Below are 17,547 nucleotides of genomic sequence, written 5' to 3'. Positions count from 1 at the left end.
TGCAAGCGACGCGGTCCAACAGGTGGGCCGAGTCGATGCGATGGCAGGCACGCCAGTGCCCACACAGACCGCGCCCACGGGCGGATGGCGGTTTTTCAGAAACGGTTAGCTAGACAACAATCCGTTCGATAATCGAACAGTGAGTCGATTATCGGATTGTTCGGCCCATGGCCACGGCTTAACCTTCAAGCACTTCGGCGCGACCTCAGCGCCTTTTTCGATCAACACCGGGAGCCCGACCCCATGGCTGAAATTCTTGCGCTGCGTGACGCCGTGAAGCAATTCGTGAACGACGGCGATACCGTCGCACTCGAAGGCTTTACTCACCTGATCCCTACCGCAGCGGGTCATGAAATCATTCGTCAGGGCAAGAAAGACCTGACGCTGGTGCGTATGACGCCTGACCTGATCTACGACCAGTTGATCGGCGCCGGTTGCGCCCGCAAGTTGATTTTCTCGTGGGGCGGCAACCCGGGTGTGGGTTCTCTGCATCGCCTGCGTGACGCAGTCGAGAAGCAGTGGCCGCAACCGTTGGAGATCGAAGAGCACAGCCATGCCGACCTGGCCAATGCCTACGTCGCCGGTGCCTCGGGCCTACCGTTCGCGGTGCTGCGCGCCTACGCCGGTTCCGATCTGCCCAAGGTCAACCCATTGATCAAAAGCGTGACCTGCCCGTTCACCGGCGAAGTGCTGGCGGCGGTGCCGTCGGTACGTCCGGACATCACCGTGATCCACGCCCAAAAGGCCGACCGCAAGGGCAACGTGTTGCTCTGGGGCATTCTCGGCGTGCAGAAGGAAGCGGCCTTGGCGGCCAAGCGTTGCATCGTCACGGTGGAAGAAATCGTCGATGACTTGAACGCGCCGATGAACAGCTGTGTGCTGCCGACCTGGGCCCTGACTGCGGTGTGCCATGTGCCCGGCGGTGCGCACCCGTCCTACGCCCACGGTTACAACGAGCGCGACAACCGTTTCTATCAGGCGTGGGACCCGATCGCCCGCGACCGTGAGACCTTCACCGCCTGGATCGACGAATACATCCATGGCACCGCCGACTTCCGTGAATTCCAGGCCAAGCTGGCCGCCGCGCAGGAGGCCAAGTAATGGCTTACTCGACCAATGAAATGATGACCGTCGCCGCCGCGCGCCGCCTCAAGAACAACTCGGTGTGCTTCGTCGGCATCGGCTTGCCCTCCAAGGCCGCCAACCTGGCACGCCTGACCTCGTCGCCGGATGTGGTGCTGATCTACGAATCCGGCCCGATAGGCGCCAAGCCGTCTGTATTGCCCCTGTCTATCGGCGATGGCGAGTTGGCGGAAACCGCTGACACCGTCGTACCGACCGGTGAGATTTTTCGCTACTGGCTGCAAGGCGGGCGTATCGACGTCGGCTTCCTCGGCGCCGCTCAGGTCGACCGCTTCGGCAACATCAACACCACCGTGGTCGGCGATTATCACCACCCCAAAGTGCGCCTGCCAGGTGCCGGTGGCGCGCCGGAAATCGCCGGCTCGGCCAAGAGCGTGCTGATCATCCTCAAGCAGTCGGCCCGTTCGTTTGTCGACAAGCTCGACTTCATCACGTCGGTCGGCCACGGTGAAGGCGGCGATTCGCGCAAACGCCTGGGCCTGCCGGGGGCCGGTCCTGTAGGGATTATTACCGACCTGTGCATCATGGAACCGGAGGAGGGCAGCCACGAGTTTGTGGTGACCGCGTTGCACCCTGGCGTGACCCGTGAGCAAGTGATCGCGGCCACCGGTTGGGCGATCCGCTTTGCCGACCAGGTGAGCACCACCGCCGCGCCGACCGACGTAGAACTCACGGCCTTGCGTGATCTCGAAGCACGCACCGCCGCCGCCCATGGCCAAGCGCCGGGAGAAGCCTGATGCGCGACGTATTTATCTGTGACGCCATCCGCACGCCCATCGGCCGGTTTGGCGGTGGTTTGTCCACGGTACGCGCCGATGACCTGGCCGCCTTGCCGATCAAGGCACTGGTCGCGCGCAACCCCTCGGTGGATTGGACTGCCGTTGATGAGGTGTTTCTTGGCTGCGCCAACCAGGCCGGTGAAGACAACCGCAACGTCGCGCGCATGGCGCTGTTGTTGGCGGGCCTGCCGGAGAGCATTCCGGGTGTGACCCTCAACCGCCTGTGCGCTTCGGGCATGGACGCCATAGGCACGGCGTTTCGCGCCATCGCCAGTGGTGAAATGGAGCTGGCGATTGCCGGTGGCGTCGAGTCGATGTCACGCGCACCGTTCGTGATGGGCAAAGCTGACGCCGCCTTTTCACGCGCCATGAAACTGGAAGACACCACCATCGGCTGGCGTTTTATCAACCCGCTGATGAAGGCCCAATACGGCGTGGATGCCATGCCGCAGACCGCTGATAACGTGGCTGACGACTATAAGGTGTCACGCGCCGACCAGGACGCCTTTGCCCTGCGCAGCCAGCAACGTACCGCCGTCGCGCAAGCCGCCGGGTTCTTCGCTGAAGAAATCGTGCCGGTGCGCGTCGCCCATAAAAAAGGCGAAACCGTTGTGGATCAGGATGAACACCCTCGAGCGGACACCACGCTGGAGGCCCTGGCCAAACTCAAACCGGTGAATGGCGCCGACAAAACCGTCACTGCCGGCAATGCTTCTGGCGTGAACGATGGCGCGGCAGCGCTGATTTTGGCCTCGGCTGAAGCGGTCAAGAAACACGGCCTCACCGCCCGCGCTCGGGTATTGGGCATGGCCAGTGCGGGTGTCGCGCCGCGGGTGATGGGCATCGGCCCGGTGCCGGCGGTACGCAAACTGGTGGAGCGCCTGGGGTTGGCGGTCACCGACTTTGACGTGATCGAACTCAACGAAGCCTTCGCCAGCCAGGGCCTGGCGGTGCTGCGTGAGCTGGGTATTGCAGATGACGCGCCTCAGGTGAACCCGAACGGCGGCGCCATCGCCCTCGGCCATCCGCTGGGTATGAGCGGCGCGCGTCTGGTATTGACGGCGTTGCACCAGCTGGAAAAAACCGGCGGCCGCAAAGGCCTGGCGACCATGTGTGTGGGCGTGGGCCAAGGCCTGGCCCTGGCAATTGAACGCATCTAATAAGAGAGGATTGCTCCATGAGTGACAAGCCTGGATATCGGCGCCCGCAAGCGGGCACTCAACCGGATTACCTGCACCCGGCCTACCAGTCGACGAACCTGCGTTCGCCGTCCAAGCCGTTGGTGTTCCTGCCCCATTCCTTGTCGGAAATCACCGGCCCGACCATCGGCGCCGAGCGGGTTAACGAGAAGGATAACGACCTCACCGCCCAGCACGATGGCGAGCCCCAGGGCGAACGCATCATCATCCATGGCCGCGTGCTGGATGAAAACGGTCTGCCCGTGCCGGGCATTCTGGTGGAGATCTGGCAGGCCAACGCCGCCGGTCGCTACAACCACAAGCGTGACCTGCACGACGCGCCGCTGGACCCGAACTTCACCGGTACCGGCCGCACCGTCACCGACGCCGATGGCTGGTATCAGTTCCAGACCATCAAGCCTGGCGCCTACCCATGGGGCAACCATCACAACGCGTGGCGCCCGGCGCATATCCATTTTTCGCTGTTCGGCCCGAGTGTGCTGACGCGTCTGGTGACGCAGATGTACTTCCCCGGCGACCCATTGCTTGAATATGACCCGATCTATAACTGTGTGCCGGACACCTCGGCCAAGCAGCGCTTGATCGCCCGCTTCGACCTGGAAAAAACCATTCCTTCCTATGCCCTCGGCTACCGCTGGGACATCGTCCTGCGCGGCCGCGACGCCACGCCGATGGAGAAATGAGATGACACTCAACGCGACCACGTCCCACACCGTCGGGCCGTATTACCACATCGGCCTGACCTGGCTGAACCGCGAAGACTTGACCGTGCCCGCGACCCTGGGCGAACGCGTGGCGATCAGCGGGCAAGTAGTGGACGGCAACGGTGATGTCGTCAACGACGCCATGCTTGAAGTCTGGCAGGCCAATGCCGCCGGTAAATACGACCACCCGGAAGATGAACAGGAAAAGGCTGTCGACCCGAACTTCGAAGGCTTTGGCCGGGTGCCGGTGGACGCCGAAGGGCGTTTTCGATTCACCACCATCAAGCCGGGCAGCGTGCCGGGCCTGAACGGCACGACCCAGGCGCCGCACCTGGTGGTGCTGGTGTTTGCCCGTGGCTTGGTGAAGCACTTGCTGACGCGGATTTATTTTGACGGTGAAGCGCTCAATGGCGATGACCCGTTACTGGCGTGTGTGCCTGCAGAGCGGCGCAGCACCTTGATTGCCAAGGCGGATGTAGGCGGTGTGCATCAGTGGAATGTGATTTTGCAGGGCACGGACAAGGAAACGGTGTTCTTCGACTATTGAGTCGGCTTAAGGGCCTCATCGCAGGCAGGCCCGGCTCCCACAGGTGATTACGGTCAAATGTGGGCGCCGGGTTTGTCCGCGATGCGGCCCTTGCAGGCAACCGATATGCAAAAGTCTGCTTGCGGAACATGGTTGTTGCAAAGTATGTCTAGGCTATAACCGTTCCCACTGAGTGAAAAAACATGACAACAACAACGAGTCACTACACCGGAGAAGAACGCAAAAAACGGATTTTTGCGATTGTCGGTGCTTCCTCCGGCAACCTCGTCGAATGGTTCGACTTCTACGTCTACGCGTTCTGCGCCATTTACTTCGCCCCGGCGTTTTTTCCGTCGGATGACCCAACGGTCCAACTGCTCAACACTGCCGGCGTGTTCGCCGCCGGGTTCCTGATGCGGCCTATCGGCGGCTGGCTGTTTGGCCGGGTGGCCGACAAGCACGGGCGCAAAAACTCGATGATGATCTCGGTGCTGATGATGTGCGCCGGTTCCCTGGTCATCGCGTTCTTGCCCACTTATAAAGACATTGGCGCCTGGGCCCCGGCCTTGCTGCTGGTAGCACGCCTGTTCCAGGGCTTGTCAGTGGGTGGCGAATACGGCACCACGGCCACCTACATGAGTGAAGTTGCCCTCAAGGGCCAGCGCGGTTTCTTCGCTTCGTTCCAATACGTGACCCTGATCGGCGGCCAGTTACTGGCGGTGCTGGTGGTGGTGATCCTGCAACAAATCCTCACCGAAGACGAATTGCGCGCCTGGGGCTGGCGGATTCCATTCGTGATCGGCGCGATTGCCGCGGTGATTTCGCTGTTGTTGCGACGCACGCTCAAGGAAACCACCAGCAAGGAAATGCGTCAGGACAAGGACGCCGGCAGCGTCGTCGCGCTGTTTCGCGACCACGGTAAAGCGTTCGTGACGGTGCTGGGTTATACCGCCGGCGGCTCGCTGATTTTCTACACATTCACCACTTACATGCAGAAGTATTTGGTGAACACCGTTGGCATGCACGCCAAGACGTCGAGCTACATCATGACCGGCGCGCTGTTCCTGTATATGTGCATGCAGCCGCTGTTCGGCATGTTGGCGGACAAGATCGGCCGACGTAATTCGATGCTCTGGTTTGCCGGCCTTGGCACCCTGTTTACCGTACCGATCCTGCTGACCCTGAAAACCGTCAGCAGTCCGTTCCTGGCCTTTGTGCTGATCACCCTGGCCCTGGCGATTGTCAGCTTCTACACCTCCATCAGCGGCCTGGTCAAAGCGGAGATGTTTCCGCCCCAGGTGCGTGCGTTGGGCGTGGGCCTGGCCTATGCGGTGGCGAATGCGGTGTTTGGCGGTTCGGCGGAAGTCGTCGCGCTGAGCCTGAAGTCCATCGGCATGGAAAACACCTTCTATTGGTACGTCACCGCGATGATGGCGGTGGCCTTCCTGTTCAGCTTGCGCCTGCCGAAAGAGGCGGCGTACCTGCATCACGATTTGTAAGGGATGAGTTATGACACTGCGCACGAGCAATCAACTGTTCGACGCCTACTTCACCGCTGACAGCATGGCTGAGGTGTTCTGCGACGAGGGGCGTTTGCAGGGCATGCTGGATTTCGAAGCGGCGCTGGCCCGGGCGCAGGCCGGGGTCGGGTTGATTCCGCAGGCCGCGGTCGCACCGATTGCCCAGGCGTGCCTGGCGTCTTTGTATGACGTGGATGCCCTCGGCGTGGCGATTGCCACGGCGGGCAACTCCGCGATTCCGCTGGTGAAGGCGCTGGGCAAATTGATTGCCAGTGAAGACGCGGGGGCCGAGCGTTATGTGCATTTGGGCGCCACCAGCCAGGACGTGATGGACACCGGCCTGGTCCTGCAATTGCGGCGCGCGGTGGGGTTGATCGAAACCGACCTGGCGCAATTGGGCGAGGTGCTTGCGGCGCAAGCCCAGCTTTACGCGCAGGTGCCGTTGGCCGGCCGCACCTGGTTGCAGCACGCCACACCGGTGACGCTGGGGATGAAAATTGCCGGTTGGCTGGGCGCCGTGACACGCAGTCGTCAGCGCCTTGCCGAACTGAAGCCACGCTTGCTGGTGCTGCAGTTCGGCGGTGCGTCCGGCACCCTGGCGGCGCTCGGCGAACACGCCATGCCCGTCGCCGAAGCCTTGGCGGCTGAGTTGCAACTGAGCCTGCCCGAGCAACCCTGGCACACCCAACGTGACCGCCTGGTGGAGTTCGCCAGCGTGCTCGGCTTGATCGCCGGCAGCCTGGGTAAAGTGGGGCGTGATATCAGCTTGTTGATGCAGACCGAGGCGGCCGAGGTGTTCGAGCCGTCGGCGCCGGGTAAAGGTGGCTCGTCGACCATGCCACACAAACGCAACCCGGTCGGTGCGGCCGTGCTGATCAGCGCTGCCACACGCGTACCGGGCCTGGTGGCGACGATGTTCAGCGCCATGCCCCAGGAACACGAGCGCAGCTTGGGCCTCTGGCATGCCGAATGGGAAACCCTGCCGCAGATCTGCCGGTTGGTGTCCGGCGCCTTGAAACAGGCGTTGCTGATCAGCGAAGGCTTGGAAGTCGACCCCGAGCGTATGGCCCACAACCTTGATTTGACCCAGGGCCTGGTGCTGGCCGAAGCCGTCAGCAGTGTGCTTGCCCAGCGCCTGGGGCGCGAGACCGCGCACCACCTGCTGGAACAATGCTGCAAACGTGCCGTCGCCGAACACCGCCATTTACGCGCGGTGCTGGCGGATGAGCCGCAGGTCACCGCCGAGCTGTCGGCGGCCGAACTCGACCGTCTACTCGACCCGGCCCATTACCTGGGCCAGGCCCACACTTGGGTCACCCGTGCGGTGACCGACCATTTTGCATTGACCGCGTAAGGAGACCGCTGTGGCCTTTGTACAACTCGCCGAGGGCGAACTGCATTACCAATTGGACGGTCCGGTCGACGCGCCGGTGTTGGTACTGTCCAATTCGTTGGGCACCGATTTGCATATGTGGGACATCCAGATCCCGGCCTTCACCGCGCATTTTCGCGTGCTGCGGCTAGACACCCGGGGCCACGGTAAATCCCTGGTGAGCAAGGGCCCCTACAGCATTGAGCAACTTGGCCGCGACGTGATCGCGTTGCTGGATGCGCTGGATATCCAGCGTGCGCATTTTTGCGGGCTGTCCATGGGCGGCCTGATCGGTCAGTGGCTGGGCATCAATGCCGGTCACCGTCTGCAGCGCCTGGTGGTGTGCAACACCGCCGCGAAGATCGGTACCCCGGACATCTGGAACCCACGTATCGACATGGTGTTGCGCGACGGCGCGGCAGCCATGGTTGCGCTTCGCGATGCGTCGATTGCACGCTGGTTCACCGCCGATTTCGCCGCCGCCAACCCGCACCAGGCCCGGCAGATTACCGACATGCTCGCCGCCACCTCGCCTGAGGGTTACGCGGCCAATTGCGCGGCGGTGCGCGATGCGGATTTGCGTGAACAACTGTCGAAGATCCAGGTGCCGACCCTGGTCATTGCCGGCACCGAAGACGCCGTCACCCCGCCAGCCGGCAGTCATTTTATCCAGCAGCAGGTCAAGGGCGCCGAGTACGCCGAGTTCTACGCAGCGCACCTGTCCAATGTTCAGGCCGGCGCTGATTTCAGCAACCGTGTGCTGGAATTCCTGCTGGCCCGCTAAGGAGCTTTTTGTGGACGAGAAACAACGTTATGCCGATGGCCTGCAAGTGCGCCGCGAGGTGTTGGGCGACGCCCATGTCGACCGCAGCCTCAATGCCCTGACCGAGTTCAACAGCGAGTTCCAGGAAATGATTACTCGCCATGCCTGGGGTGATATCTGGACCCGCCCGGGCCTGCCTCGGCATACCCGCAGCCTGATCACCATCGCCATGCTGATTGGCATGAACCGCAGTGAAGAGCTGAAATTGCATCTACGTGCTGCCGCCAGTAACGGCGTGACCCGCGCCGAGATCAAGGAGGTGCTGATGCAGAGCGCGATCTACTGCGGGATCCCGGCGGCGAACGCGACGTTTCACTTGGCCGAGTCGGTGTGGGATGAGTTGGGCGTCGAGTCGCGCGAGTAAGTGGAGCGAAAACCCGCCTGGCGCAGGTCAGGCGGGTTTTTGTTACGAAGGTCTTCGCTTTGCACGCTTTCACGATGTCGCCAATACACACCGCGAGTCGTGAGGTCGTGCCTTACGCGATTCAGGCGCTTGCTTGAACGGGGTTATAGTTCTGTGGGTGATAACGCCGTTTCAAGCCAGGTTCTTCTTCGCCGGAAACAAACCCCCCACCGCTGTACAGCGTGCCTGCTTTACCATCGCCCATATTGATAAACGCATAATTTTTTACATTGGAATCAATGGTGACTTTATCGTCACCGTCGCCGGCCTGTAGGAAAAGCCTGGAACCGCCGGCGGGATCATTTTTAATCGGCAGGAGAAACTTCTGCCCATTCACCTCAGCCATCAATGAGTTGTCTGGCCCCACACTGATACGAAGGGTGTCATTACCCGCGCCGGTGATAATTTGCATGACCCCATCGCCAAACTGCCTCGGGTTTTCGTTAGGCGAAAACTTGAAAGTAGTCTCGCCGTGTTTGAATTCGGCATTTTTTTGCAGATGAGGCGCGATGGCGATGATGTCTTGCTGCGAGAACGTTTTCAGTCCCGAGGACTCGGGGGCGGAGGTGTATCCATTTATCCCGGAGACTGAGTGCTGGTCGTTAAGACTGACGGTGGTCTGGAACCAGATGTCGTCCGCGATCTGGACGTGGTCATCGCCCCCATTGGTTTTTATTTCCACCAGTTCGGTCATGCCGCCAGCATTCTGAATGGGCAGCAAGTAGCGCCTGTCGTTTATTTCTGCGACGACGCCGATATCCGGCAGGCTCTTCAAGTGGACCTTGTCTGCGCTATTACCGGTTTCGATCGTGACTTTATTGCGCACCATGGGCGCGCCGTGAAAGCTGCCCTCATGGGCCGTCGCCGAGGTGATCCGCACATTGCCGTTGTCGTAGGTGTGAGTGACCGGGGGGCTGGTAGGTGCGCGTGGAACTTCTGTGATTGCGCGCGATTCCATGGGCTGCGATGCAGGGGCGGTGAGTGCGGTGGCTGCGGGCTTATCCATTAAGGTGTGAATGCGCTGGCCGGTAAGCGATGTGATCGCTCTACCATGCGTTGATGCTTTTTTTTTGCCGCTGCTGGACGGTAGAAAGTTAGCGTCTGCGCGATGAAGCGTACGTGCTGACCCTGAGTGTTTTTTATCTGCTTTAGTGGTCTTTTCGTTAGGGCCGAAATGAATGGGCGAATAGCGATGCAGCGAGGATACAGGCGACATGGATAAGTCCTTTTGGCGGTCGGGAATATAAGGGGTCACGTAGTCCGCAGTAAGTTCGCGGGCTACTGATCCGGTAGTGGGAAGGCAAGGTCTCTGCGTTCCAGCACTACTTGTTTCATATTCCTACACGTGCTTTGGATTTATAGCCGGTCGGCTGTTGATGAATAGTCAGGCGGGGGCGCCTGAAGGGGACTACGTGTCCACAATAAATGCCCTGCGAAGGCTGGCGGGTGTGTCAGTGTGAATCTGCGTCCCATATCCAACTCCACGCACCTGGCAACTGCACGGGTTCATTGACATCCTTCACCGTGCGCGCCAGTGCTGCGCGTTCCAGCGCGGCATGCTCGGTGTAGAACGGCTCGGCGGCGGTCTTCATGCCGTTGATCCGGGCACTGTCCATCAGGATCTGTAGATACTCCTGCATATGCCGCGCGGTGTAGCGGTTGATATCGTGGAAGGTCACCACCACCGGTATCACACCGTCGACGGTCGGTAACTCACCCAGCGCAATGCGCTCGCGGACTACCGACAGTTGCCGATACAAATTCGCGCGCCGACGCGGGCTGCCGTTGAAGCCCCAGATCTTGCCGTCATTGGCACTCAGGTCCGTCAACAATACGTGCATGCCGTGGCGCTGGTAGGCAGCGAAAGTGCGCTTGTCGTAGTTCCAGAAGGGCGGGCGTACCAGCGCCGGTGAGGCGCCAGTGATCGACGCAATGTCGGCTGCACCCTGGGTGAGCGTGCGTTCAAGTTCGGCGTCATTCAGCCAGCGGTGGTTGGTATGAAACGCCGTGGCCGTGTGGAAGGCCAGGACATGCCCGGCGGCGTATTCGCGTTCCATGGTCTTGTGCCCCCGCGGGTTACCGCCGGAACGGGAGGCTTCGGTCTGCAGGAAGAACACCGCCTTGATGCCCGGCAGCACCGGGTTTTTCGCAAGATCGGCCATCACCGAGCGGCTCGGGTTGTTATAGCCGGAGGCGCTGGGGCCGTCATCGAAGGTCAGCAGAAAACGGATCGGCGCCTGGGCCTGCAGACGCTCTGTGGTCTGCGGCGTCAAGGCAATAGGCGCACTAATACAGCCGCTGAGGCTCAGCGCCAGGGCGATTGCGATGGCGAAAGATTTCATGGTGTGCACGGGCTCGAATGGAGGCCGCTGCTGGGCGAATCAGCAGCGGCAGGCGCGAACCATACAGCAAGTCCGACGCCGGTTTACAGCAGACTTATCGGGTAGCTGACGATCAACCTGTTTTCGTCGAACTCGTTGTTGCTGTAGTCCCTGCGCATCGTCGAATTGCGCCAGCGTACGTTGAGGTCCCGGAGTGCGCCGCTTTGCACGGTGTAGCCCAATTCGCTCTCGCGGCCCCATTCCTTGCCGTCGGTGATGGTCCCGGTGTGCACATTACTGCCGCTGATATAGCGGTTCATCAGCGTCAGGCCCGGTACGCCGAGGGCGGCGAAGTTGTAGTCGTGGCGCACTTGCCAGGATTTCTCCTGGGCGTTGTCGTAGCTGGAGTTGTAACTGTCGTTGGCCAGGGTGCCACCGCTGGTGCCGTTGACGCGCATCCAGGCACTGTTGCCGGTGAGTTTTTGCAGGCCGACGTAGAACGTGTTGCCCCCGTAGCGAGCGGAAAACAGGCCGGACCAGGTCTTGTTGTCCAGGTCTCCTGCGCGGGCGCTGCCGTCATCCTTGCCATAGAAAAAGCCGAGATTGGCGCCCAAGGTCCAGTCGCCGATGGGCTGGCTGTGGGTCAGGTTGATGTATTGCTGGCTGTAGATGTCCTTGAGCTGGGCGTTCCACACGCCGATTTGGGTGCGCTTGTCATTGAACGCGTATTCGCCGCCCTGGAAGTTGAAACGGTCGGAGGTGAAAGCGGCTTTGCCGGTCATCGACATGTCCGACATGCTGCTGTCATCGCGCGGGCTGTTGGCCCGGAACTGCCCGCCATAAAGGGTCAGGCCGGCAATTTCCCTGGAGGTAATTTGCCCGCCGCGCAGGGTTTGCGGCAGGGAGCGGCCGTCGTCCGCGCGCAGGATAGGCAGCACTGGCATCCACTCGCCGACCTTCAGTTCGGTCTTCGAAATCCGCGTTTTAAAGGCAACGCCGAGGCGCCCGAAGTTATCCGCCGGTCGGCCGTCGTGGTCCAGCGGCAACAACTGGGTGCCACCGGTGCCGCGCCCGCCATCAAGCTTTTGTGAGTACATACCCAATACATCCAGCCCGAAACCGACGGTGCCCTGAGTAAAGCCGGACTTGGCGTCGAGGATGAAACTTTGCGTCCACTCCTGCGCGCCGCCCTGGGCTTTGGTCGGGTTGGTGTAATTGCGGTTGAAGAAGAAGTTGCGCATGTTGAGGTTGGCGCTGGCGTCTTCGAGAAAACCGTGTTCCTCGGCGACCACGGGTAGGGCAAGGCTGGCGACAGCGGTCGCCAGCAATAGCTGGCGCGGGTGGAAAGTGCTCATGGTGGTGGACCTGTTGTTATTGGGGTTATGCAGGTGCCGGCCATGGTGCTTGGCGGTGTGGGGGCGATGAAAGTGGGGGAGGGCGGGTTGTGGGCGATGATCGAACGCAATTGTGGCGCGTCAAATCGTCAGCTTCTGGCGTATGGGGGCCGGTGTCTACTGTCAGGTTTAACAGTAGATGCCGTGTATTCAAGCGCCTATTTTCGTGGCGGCAGCCGTTGCTTTCCAAGTGTTTAAGGGAGAAGAGCTCATGAATTTTGGATCATATGTGGGTCAGTGTTTAACGTCTTCGGATGAGTTCGACGCCAGCCTGACCATTGCGCACAAGAAGCCGATTCCGATTAACTTCGACAACCTTGAGTTGCAGTCCTGCATCGAGGGCGTTCAGCTGTGCATTCGCCTGGGGATTCAAAGCAAGCCTGGCGCCAATAATGAGTTGACCCTTGAGGCTGACGCGCTCCCGTTGAAACCGGGAATGACCTATCCCATCGGTCCGAAATCCTTGCCAGTGAGGGCCCGCTTTGGTTTGGAAGGCTACCTTGAGCACCTCCCCGACATTTATTGGGGCAATTTAGACGTCAATCACATCTACACCGACAAAGCCGGCAAGACATCGATCAATGTCAGCTTCTCGATCGGTTGGGATGACGATGACGGTAACGAGATGGAGCTCAAGTGCTCGACGCTGCAGGTCAGTACCTAGGCTCATTGGGATGATGACCAATATGTCGGGATATAAAAAAACCGCTTCCTGTGAGGGAAGCGGTTTTTTTCACAACAGCACGATCAGAACAACTTCAGTGCCGGTGCTTCTTCTTTCAACGGCTCGTTCTTCGCGGTCTGCTCATTCCAGCCACCGCCGAGGGCCTTGTACAGGTTGACCTCGCTGTTCAGCTGCGCCAGGCGGTCGGTGATCAGCGATTGCTGGGCACTGAACAGCTGGCGTTGGGCGTCGAGGAAGGTCAGGTTGCTGTCGACACCAATGCGGTAGCGACGCTCGGCCAGGCGGTAGTAATCCTGGTTGGCGGCGACAAAACCACGCTGGGCATCCAGCTGCTGCTTGTAGGTCTCACGCGCGGCGAGGCCGTCGGAAACTTCCTGGAAGCCGGTCTGAATCGCCTTCTCGTAGTTGGCCACGTTGATCTCTTTCTGGATCTTCGAGTAGTCCAGGCTTGCGCGCAGGCTACCGGCGTTGAAGATCGGGATGTTGATCTGCGGGGCGAACGACCAAGTACCCGAGCCGCCTTTGAACAGGCCGCCCAGCGTCGGGCTGGCAGTGCCGGCGCTGGCGGTCAGGCTGATGCTTGGGAAGAACGCAGCACGCGCCGCACCGATATTGGCGTTGGCAGCCTTGAGGTTGTACTCGGCCTGCACAATGTCGGGACGACGTTGCAGCAGGTCGGAGGGCAACCCGGCCGGCACTTCGCTGAGCAGGTCATCCGACAGCGGCTTGCTGGCGATATTCGCCGGCAGGCCAGTGCCCAGCAACAGGGTCAGGCTGTTTTCGTCCTGAGCCACCTGGCGGGTATACCGCGCCAATTGCACGCGGGCATTTTCCACCGAGGTGCGCGCCTGGCTGAGGTCGAGGGCCGAGGCCACGCCAACTTCGTTACTGCGCGTGGTGAGCTTGTAGCTCTGCTCGAATGCGCCCAGGGTTTCCTGGGTCAGCTTGAGCAGTTCCTTGTCGGCCTGCCAGGTCAGGTAGGCGTTGGCCACACTGGCCACCAGGCTGATCTGGGTGCTGCGCCGCGCTTCTTCAGTGGCGAAGTACTTTTGCAGGGCTTCTTCACTCAGGCTGCGCACGCGGCCGAACAGGTCCAGTTCATACGAGCTGATCCCCAGGCCCGCCGAGTATTGGCTGGCGATGGTCGATTCGCCGCTTTGCGACAGTTTGGCCGGGGTGCGCGAACGGCTGCCGCTGCCGGTTGCCGAAACGGCCGGGAACAGGTCGGCACGCTGGATCTGGTATTGCGCCGCGTAGGCGTCGATGTTCAAGGCCGCGACACGCAGGTCACGGTTGTTCACCAGCGCAGTCTGGATCAGCTGTTGCAGGGCAGGGTCGTGGAAAAACTGCTTCCAGCCTTGCTCGGCAGCGGCCTGGCCCGGCGCCTGGGCCGACGAATACGCCGGCCCTTGCGGGAACTGAGCAGCCACCGGTGCTTCAGGGCGCTGATAGTCAGGTATCAGCGAGCAGCCACTGAGCACGAATGCCGTGACGGCTAGGGAAAGTAGCGACTTGCTCATTGGCCAGCCTCTTTAGGAGTTTCAGTAGTAACCGTCTTTTTACGTTCGCCCGCGGCCGATACGGTCGCGAAGAACAGTGGGACCCAGAAGATCGCCAGGACGGTGGCGGTGATCATACCGCCAATTACGCCGGTACCGATTGCATGCTGGCTGCCTGAGCCTGCGCCGCTGGAGATCGCCAGTGGCAATACGCCGAGGACGAACGCCATGGAGGTCATGATGATCGGCCGCAGACGCATGCGGGACGCCTCGATGGCCGCCTCGACGATGCCTTTGCCTTGTTCGTGAAGCTCCTTGGCAAACTCCACGATCAGGATGGCGTTTTTCGCCGCCAGGCCCACCGTCACCAACAGGCCCACCTGGAAGAACACGTCGTTGGACAACCCGCGCATGCTGGTCGCCATCAACGCACCCACAACCCCGAGGGGCACTACCAGGATCACCGCAATCGGGATCGACCAACTTTCGTACAGTGCCGCGAGGCAGAGGAACACCACCAGCAGCGACAAGGCGTACAGCGCAGGTGCCTGGGAGCCGGACAGACGTTCTTCATACGACAGGCCGGTCCACGCATAGCCAACACCTGCCGGCAGTTGCTTGGCGATACGCTCGACTTCGGCCATGGCGTCACCGGTACTGTAGCCCGGCGCCGGGGTGCCGAGGATTTCCATCGCCGCAACACCGTTGTAGCGCGAGAGTTTCGGCGAACCGTAGATCCACTTGCCCGACGCGATGGCGGACAACGGCACCATCTTCCCGGAGTCGCTGCGCACGTACCATTTGTTCAGGTCTTCAGGCGACATGCGGCTGGCGGCGTCACCTTGCACGTACACCTTCTTCACCCGACCACGGTCGATGAAGTCGTTGACGTAGCTGCCACCCAGGGCGATCGCCAGGGTCTGGTTGATATTCGACAGGGTGATGCCTTGGGCACTGGCCTTCTCGTCGTCGACGGTGAGCTCGTACTGCGGCTCATCGTTCACGCCGTTGGGGCGCACACCTGCCAGAATCTTGCTTTGTGCTGCCATACCCAGGAACTGGTTACGCGCCGCCATCAGTTTATCGTGGCCGACACCGCCCTGGTCTTGCAGGAACACGTCGAAGCCGGTGGCGTTACCCAGCTCCAGTACAGACGGCGGAACGATGGCAAATACCATGGCGTCCTTGAATGTCTGCATGAAGTAACCCTGGGCGCGCTTGGCGATCTCGAACACCGAGGTGGAAGCGTCACGCTCGCCCCACGGTTTGAGCATCACAAAGGCCAGGCCCGAACTTTGGCCGCGACCGGCGAAGTTAAAGCCGTTTACGGTAAACACCGATTTCACGCCTTTGCCTTCGCCTGGCTCGCCTTCCTTGTCGTTGAGCAGGAATGTGCGCATGTCGTCGATGACTTTTTGCGTACGTTCAGCCGTAGAACCGACCGGCGTCTGCACCTGGGCAAAGATCACGCCCTGGTCTTCATCGGGCAGGAACGCCGCAGGGATGCGCATGAACAGCCAGATCATGCCGGCGATGATCAGTGCGTACACCAGGAACGCCGGGATCTTGTGCTTGATCATGTTACCCACGCCGCGCTCGTAGCTCAGTACGCCACGGTCGAAGGTGCGGTTGAACCAGCCGAAGAAACCACGCTTGGGTTGGCCGTGTTTTTCCGGGTCGATCGGCTTGAGCATGGTGGCGCACAAGGCCGGGGTGAAGATCAGCGCAACCAGTACCGACAACGCCATGGCCGAAACGATGGTGATGGAGAACTGTTTGTAAATCACACCGGTGGAACCACCGAAGAACGCCATCGGCAACAGCACCGCCGACAGTACCAGGGCAATACCCACCAGGGCACCCTGGATCTGGCCCATGGACTTGACCGTCGCCTCCTTGGGCGACAGGTGCTCCTCGGCCATCACCCGCTCGACGTTTTCCACCACGACGATGGCGTCATCCACCAGCAAGCCGATGGCCAGGATCATGCCGAACATGGTCAGGGTGTTGATGGTGAAGCCGAACGCAGCCAGGATCCCGAAGGTACCCAGCAACACCACCGGTACGGTCATGGTGGTGATGATGGTCGCGCGGAAGTTCTGCAGGAACAGGAACATCACCAGGAACACCAGCACGATCGCTTCGACCAGGGTGTCGACAACACCGGAGATCGATTCGGTTACGACTGGGGTGGTGTCATACGGCACCACCGCCTTCATGCCAGGCGGGAAGAACGGTTCGAGCGACGCGACGGTGGCGCGGATGGCCTTGCCGGTGTCCAGGGCGTTGGCGCCCGACGCCAGCTTGATCGCCATACCGGAAGCCGGCTTGCCGTTGAACTGCGCAGCAATGCTGTAGTTCTGGCCACCGAGCTCAATACGGGCGACATCCTTCAGGCGTACCTGTGAACCGTCGGTATTGACCTTCATCAGGATATTGCCGAACTGCTCGGCCGTCTGCAGGCGGGTCTTGCCGATGATCGTGGCGTTCAACTGGGTGCCGGGCAGGGCAGGCAGGCCGCCCAGTTGGCCGGTGGCCACCTGTACGTTCTGTGCGGAAATCGCCGTGCTGACATCCACCGGCGTGAGCTGGTAGTTGTTCAGCTTGCCCGGGTCCAGCCAGATACGCATCGCGTACTGCGAACCGAACACCTGGAAGTCACCGACACCCGCAGTCCGCGAAATCGGGTCCTGGATGTTCGACACGATGTAGTTGGACAGGTCGTCCTTGGTCATGCTGCCGTCTTCCGACACCAGACCGATCACCATCAGGAAGTTCTTCACCGACTTGGTCACGCGGATACCCTGTTGCTGCACTTCTTGCGGCAGCAGCGGGGTGGCCAGGTTCAGCTTGTTCTGCACCTGAACCTGGGCGATATCCGGGTTGGTACCCTGGTTGAACGTCACGGTGATGGTCATGCTGCCGTCGGAGTTACTGTCCGAGGAAACATAACGCAGGTTGTCGATACCGTTGAGCTGTTGCTCGATGACCTGCACCACGGTGTCCTGCACGGTTTGTGCGGACGCGCCTGGGTAGGTCACCTGGATGTCGATGGCGGTCGGCGCGATGGCCGGGTATTGGTTGATGGGCAACTTCATGATCGAAAGTGCCCCGACCAGCATGATCACCAGGGCAATAACCCAGGCGAAAATGGGGCGGTCGATAAAAAATTTCGACAT

15 protein-coding genes are annotated in these 17,547 nt (G+C 60.9%); 10 read left to right on the top strand and 5 right to left on the bottom strand.

Annotated features, from left to right (window positions below):
* Positions 1–243 precede the first annotated feature (243 nt).
* The 9 genes from JFT85_RS09120 (at position 244) to pcaC (ending at position 8,430) form a co-directional block, all read left to right on the top strand.
* Positions 244–1,101 carry a CoA transferase subunit A gene (locus tag JFT85_RS09120; protein ID WP_078827847.1) on the top strand — a complete coding sequence of 286 codons (858 nt, stop codon included), beginning with the start codon at positions 244–246 and terminating at the stop codon, positions 1,099–1,101.
* Complete coding sequence (locus JFT85_RS09115; protein WP_069552634.1) at positions 1,101–1,880, top strand: CoA-transferase subunit beta; 780 nt, start codon at positions 1,101–1,103, stop codon at positions 1,878–1,880. Before JFT85_RS09120 ends, JFT85_RS09115 begins: the two co-directional genes overlap by 1 nt.
* Positions 1,877–3,082, top strand: a complete 1,206-nt coding sequence (gene pcaF, locus JFT85_RS09110; protein ID WP_171902627.1) for a 3-oxoadipyl-CoA thiolase — start codon at positions 1,877–1,879, stop codon at positions 3,080–3,082. Before JFT85_RS09115 ends, pcaF begins: the two co-directional genes overlap by 4 nt.
* A gap of 17 nt (positions 3,083–3,099) precedes the next feature.
* Positions 3,100–3,804: a protocatechuate 3,4-dioxygenase subunit beta gene (pcaH, locus tag JFT85_RS09105; RefSeq protein ID WP_053254817.1), complete on the top strand. Its 705-nt coding sequence runs from the start codon at positions 3,100–3,102 to the stop codon at positions 3,802–3,804.
* Between the two features lies 1 nt (position 3,805).
* Positions 3,806–4,372 (top strand): protocatechuate 3,4-dioxygenase subunit alpha, encoded by a 567-nt coding sequence (pcaG, locus tag JFT85_RS09100; protein WP_201229733.1) that lies wholly within the window; start codon positions 3,806–3,808, stop codon positions 4,370–4,372.
* A 182-nt stretch (positions 4,373–4,554) separates the two neighbouring features.
* Positions 4,555–5,850 (top strand): MFS family transporter, encoded by a 1,296-nt coding sequence (locus JFT85_RS09095; protein WP_053254819.1) that lies wholly within the window; start codon positions 4,555–4,557, stop codon positions 5,848–5,850.
* A 10-nt stretch (positions 5,851–5,860) separates the two neighbouring features.
* A complete protein-coding gene (locus JFT85_RS09090) occupies positions 5,861–7,225 on the top strand; it encodes a 3-carboxy-cis,cis-muconate cycloisomerase (protein ID WP_201229731.1) in 1,365 nt (454 codons plus the stop codon).
* Between the two features lie 10 nt (positions 7,226–7,235).
* On the top strand, positions 7,236–8,027 hold the full coding sequence (gene pcaD / locus JFT85_RS09085) for a 3-oxoadipate enol-lactonase (RefSeq protein WP_053254821.1): 792 nt from the start codon (positions 7,236–7,238) through the stop codon (positions 8,025–8,027).
* Positions 8,028–8,037: 10 nt separating this feature from the next.
* Positions 8,038–8,430 (top strand): 4-carboxymuconolactone decarboxylase, encoded by a 393-nt coding sequence (pcaC, locus tag JFT85_RS09080; RefSeq protein ID WP_024073913.1) that lies wholly within the window; start codon positions 8,038–8,040, stop codon positions 8,428–8,430.
* Positions 8,431–8,551: 121 nt separating this feature from the next.
* Here the strand turns inward: pcaC and JFT85_RS09075 are convergent, their stop codons facing one another.
* The 3 genes from JFT85_RS09075 to JFT85_RS09065 form a co-directional block, all read right to left on the bottom strand.
* A complete protein-coding gene (locus JFT85_RS09075; protein ID WP_201229729.1) occupies positions 8,552–9,685 on the bottom strand; it encodes a hypothetical protein in 1,134 nt (377 codons plus the stop codon).
* Positions 9,686–9,920: 235 nt separating this feature from the next.
* A complete protein-coding gene (locus JFT85_RS09070) occupies positions 9,921–10,811 on the bottom strand; it encodes a polysaccharide deacetylase family protein (protein WP_073637194.1) in 891 nt (296 codons plus the stop codon).
* 83 nt (positions 10,812–10,894) lie between these two features.
* Positions 10,895–12,145: an OprD family porin gene (locus tag JFT85_RS09065; RefSeq protein ID WP_053254824.1), complete on the bottom strand. Its 1,251-nt coding sequence runs from the start codon at positions 12,143–12,145 to the stop codon at positions 10,895–10,897.
* Between the two features lie 178 nt (positions 12,146–12,323).
* On the opposite strand from JFT85_RS09065, the gene JFT85_RS09060 reads away from it, so the two are divergent.
* Positions 12,324–12,848 carry a hypothetical protein gene (locus JFT85_RS09060; protein ID WP_201229727.1) on the top strand — a complete coding sequence of 175 codons (525 nt, stop codon included), beginning with the start codon at positions 12,324–12,326 and terminating at the stop codon, positions 12,846–12,848.
* Positions 12,849–12,931: 83 nt separating this feature from the next.
* Here the strand turns inward: JFT85_RS09060 and adeC are convergent, their stop codons facing one another.
* Together adeC and JFT85_RS09050 are read right to left on the bottom strand one after the other, a co-directional pair.
* Positions 12,932–14,389 (bottom strand): AdeC/AdeK/OprM family multidrug efflux complex outer membrane factor, encoded by a 1,458-nt coding sequence (gene adeC / locus JFT85_RS09055; RefSeq protein ID WP_053254826.1) that lies wholly within the window; start codon positions 14,387–14,389, stop codon positions 12,932–12,934.
* Entirely contained in the window at positions 14,386–17,547 is a 3,162-nt protein-coding gene (locus JFT85_RS09050) for an efflux RND transporter permease subunit (RefSeq protein ID WP_053254827.1), read from the bottom strand. The genes adeC and JFT85_RS09050 overlap by 4 nt, the downstream gene beginning before the upstream one ends.

It is taken from the genome of Pseudomonas sp. TH04 (assembly GCF_016651355.1).
GTDB classification, from domain to species: domain Bacteria; phylum Pseudomonadota; class Gammaproteobacteria; order Pseudomonadales; family Pseudomonadaceae; genus Aquipseudomonas; species Aquipseudomonas fluorescens.
Note: the sequence above shows the minus strand (reverse complement) of the source record. Positions and strands in the feature narration are given on the sequence as shown.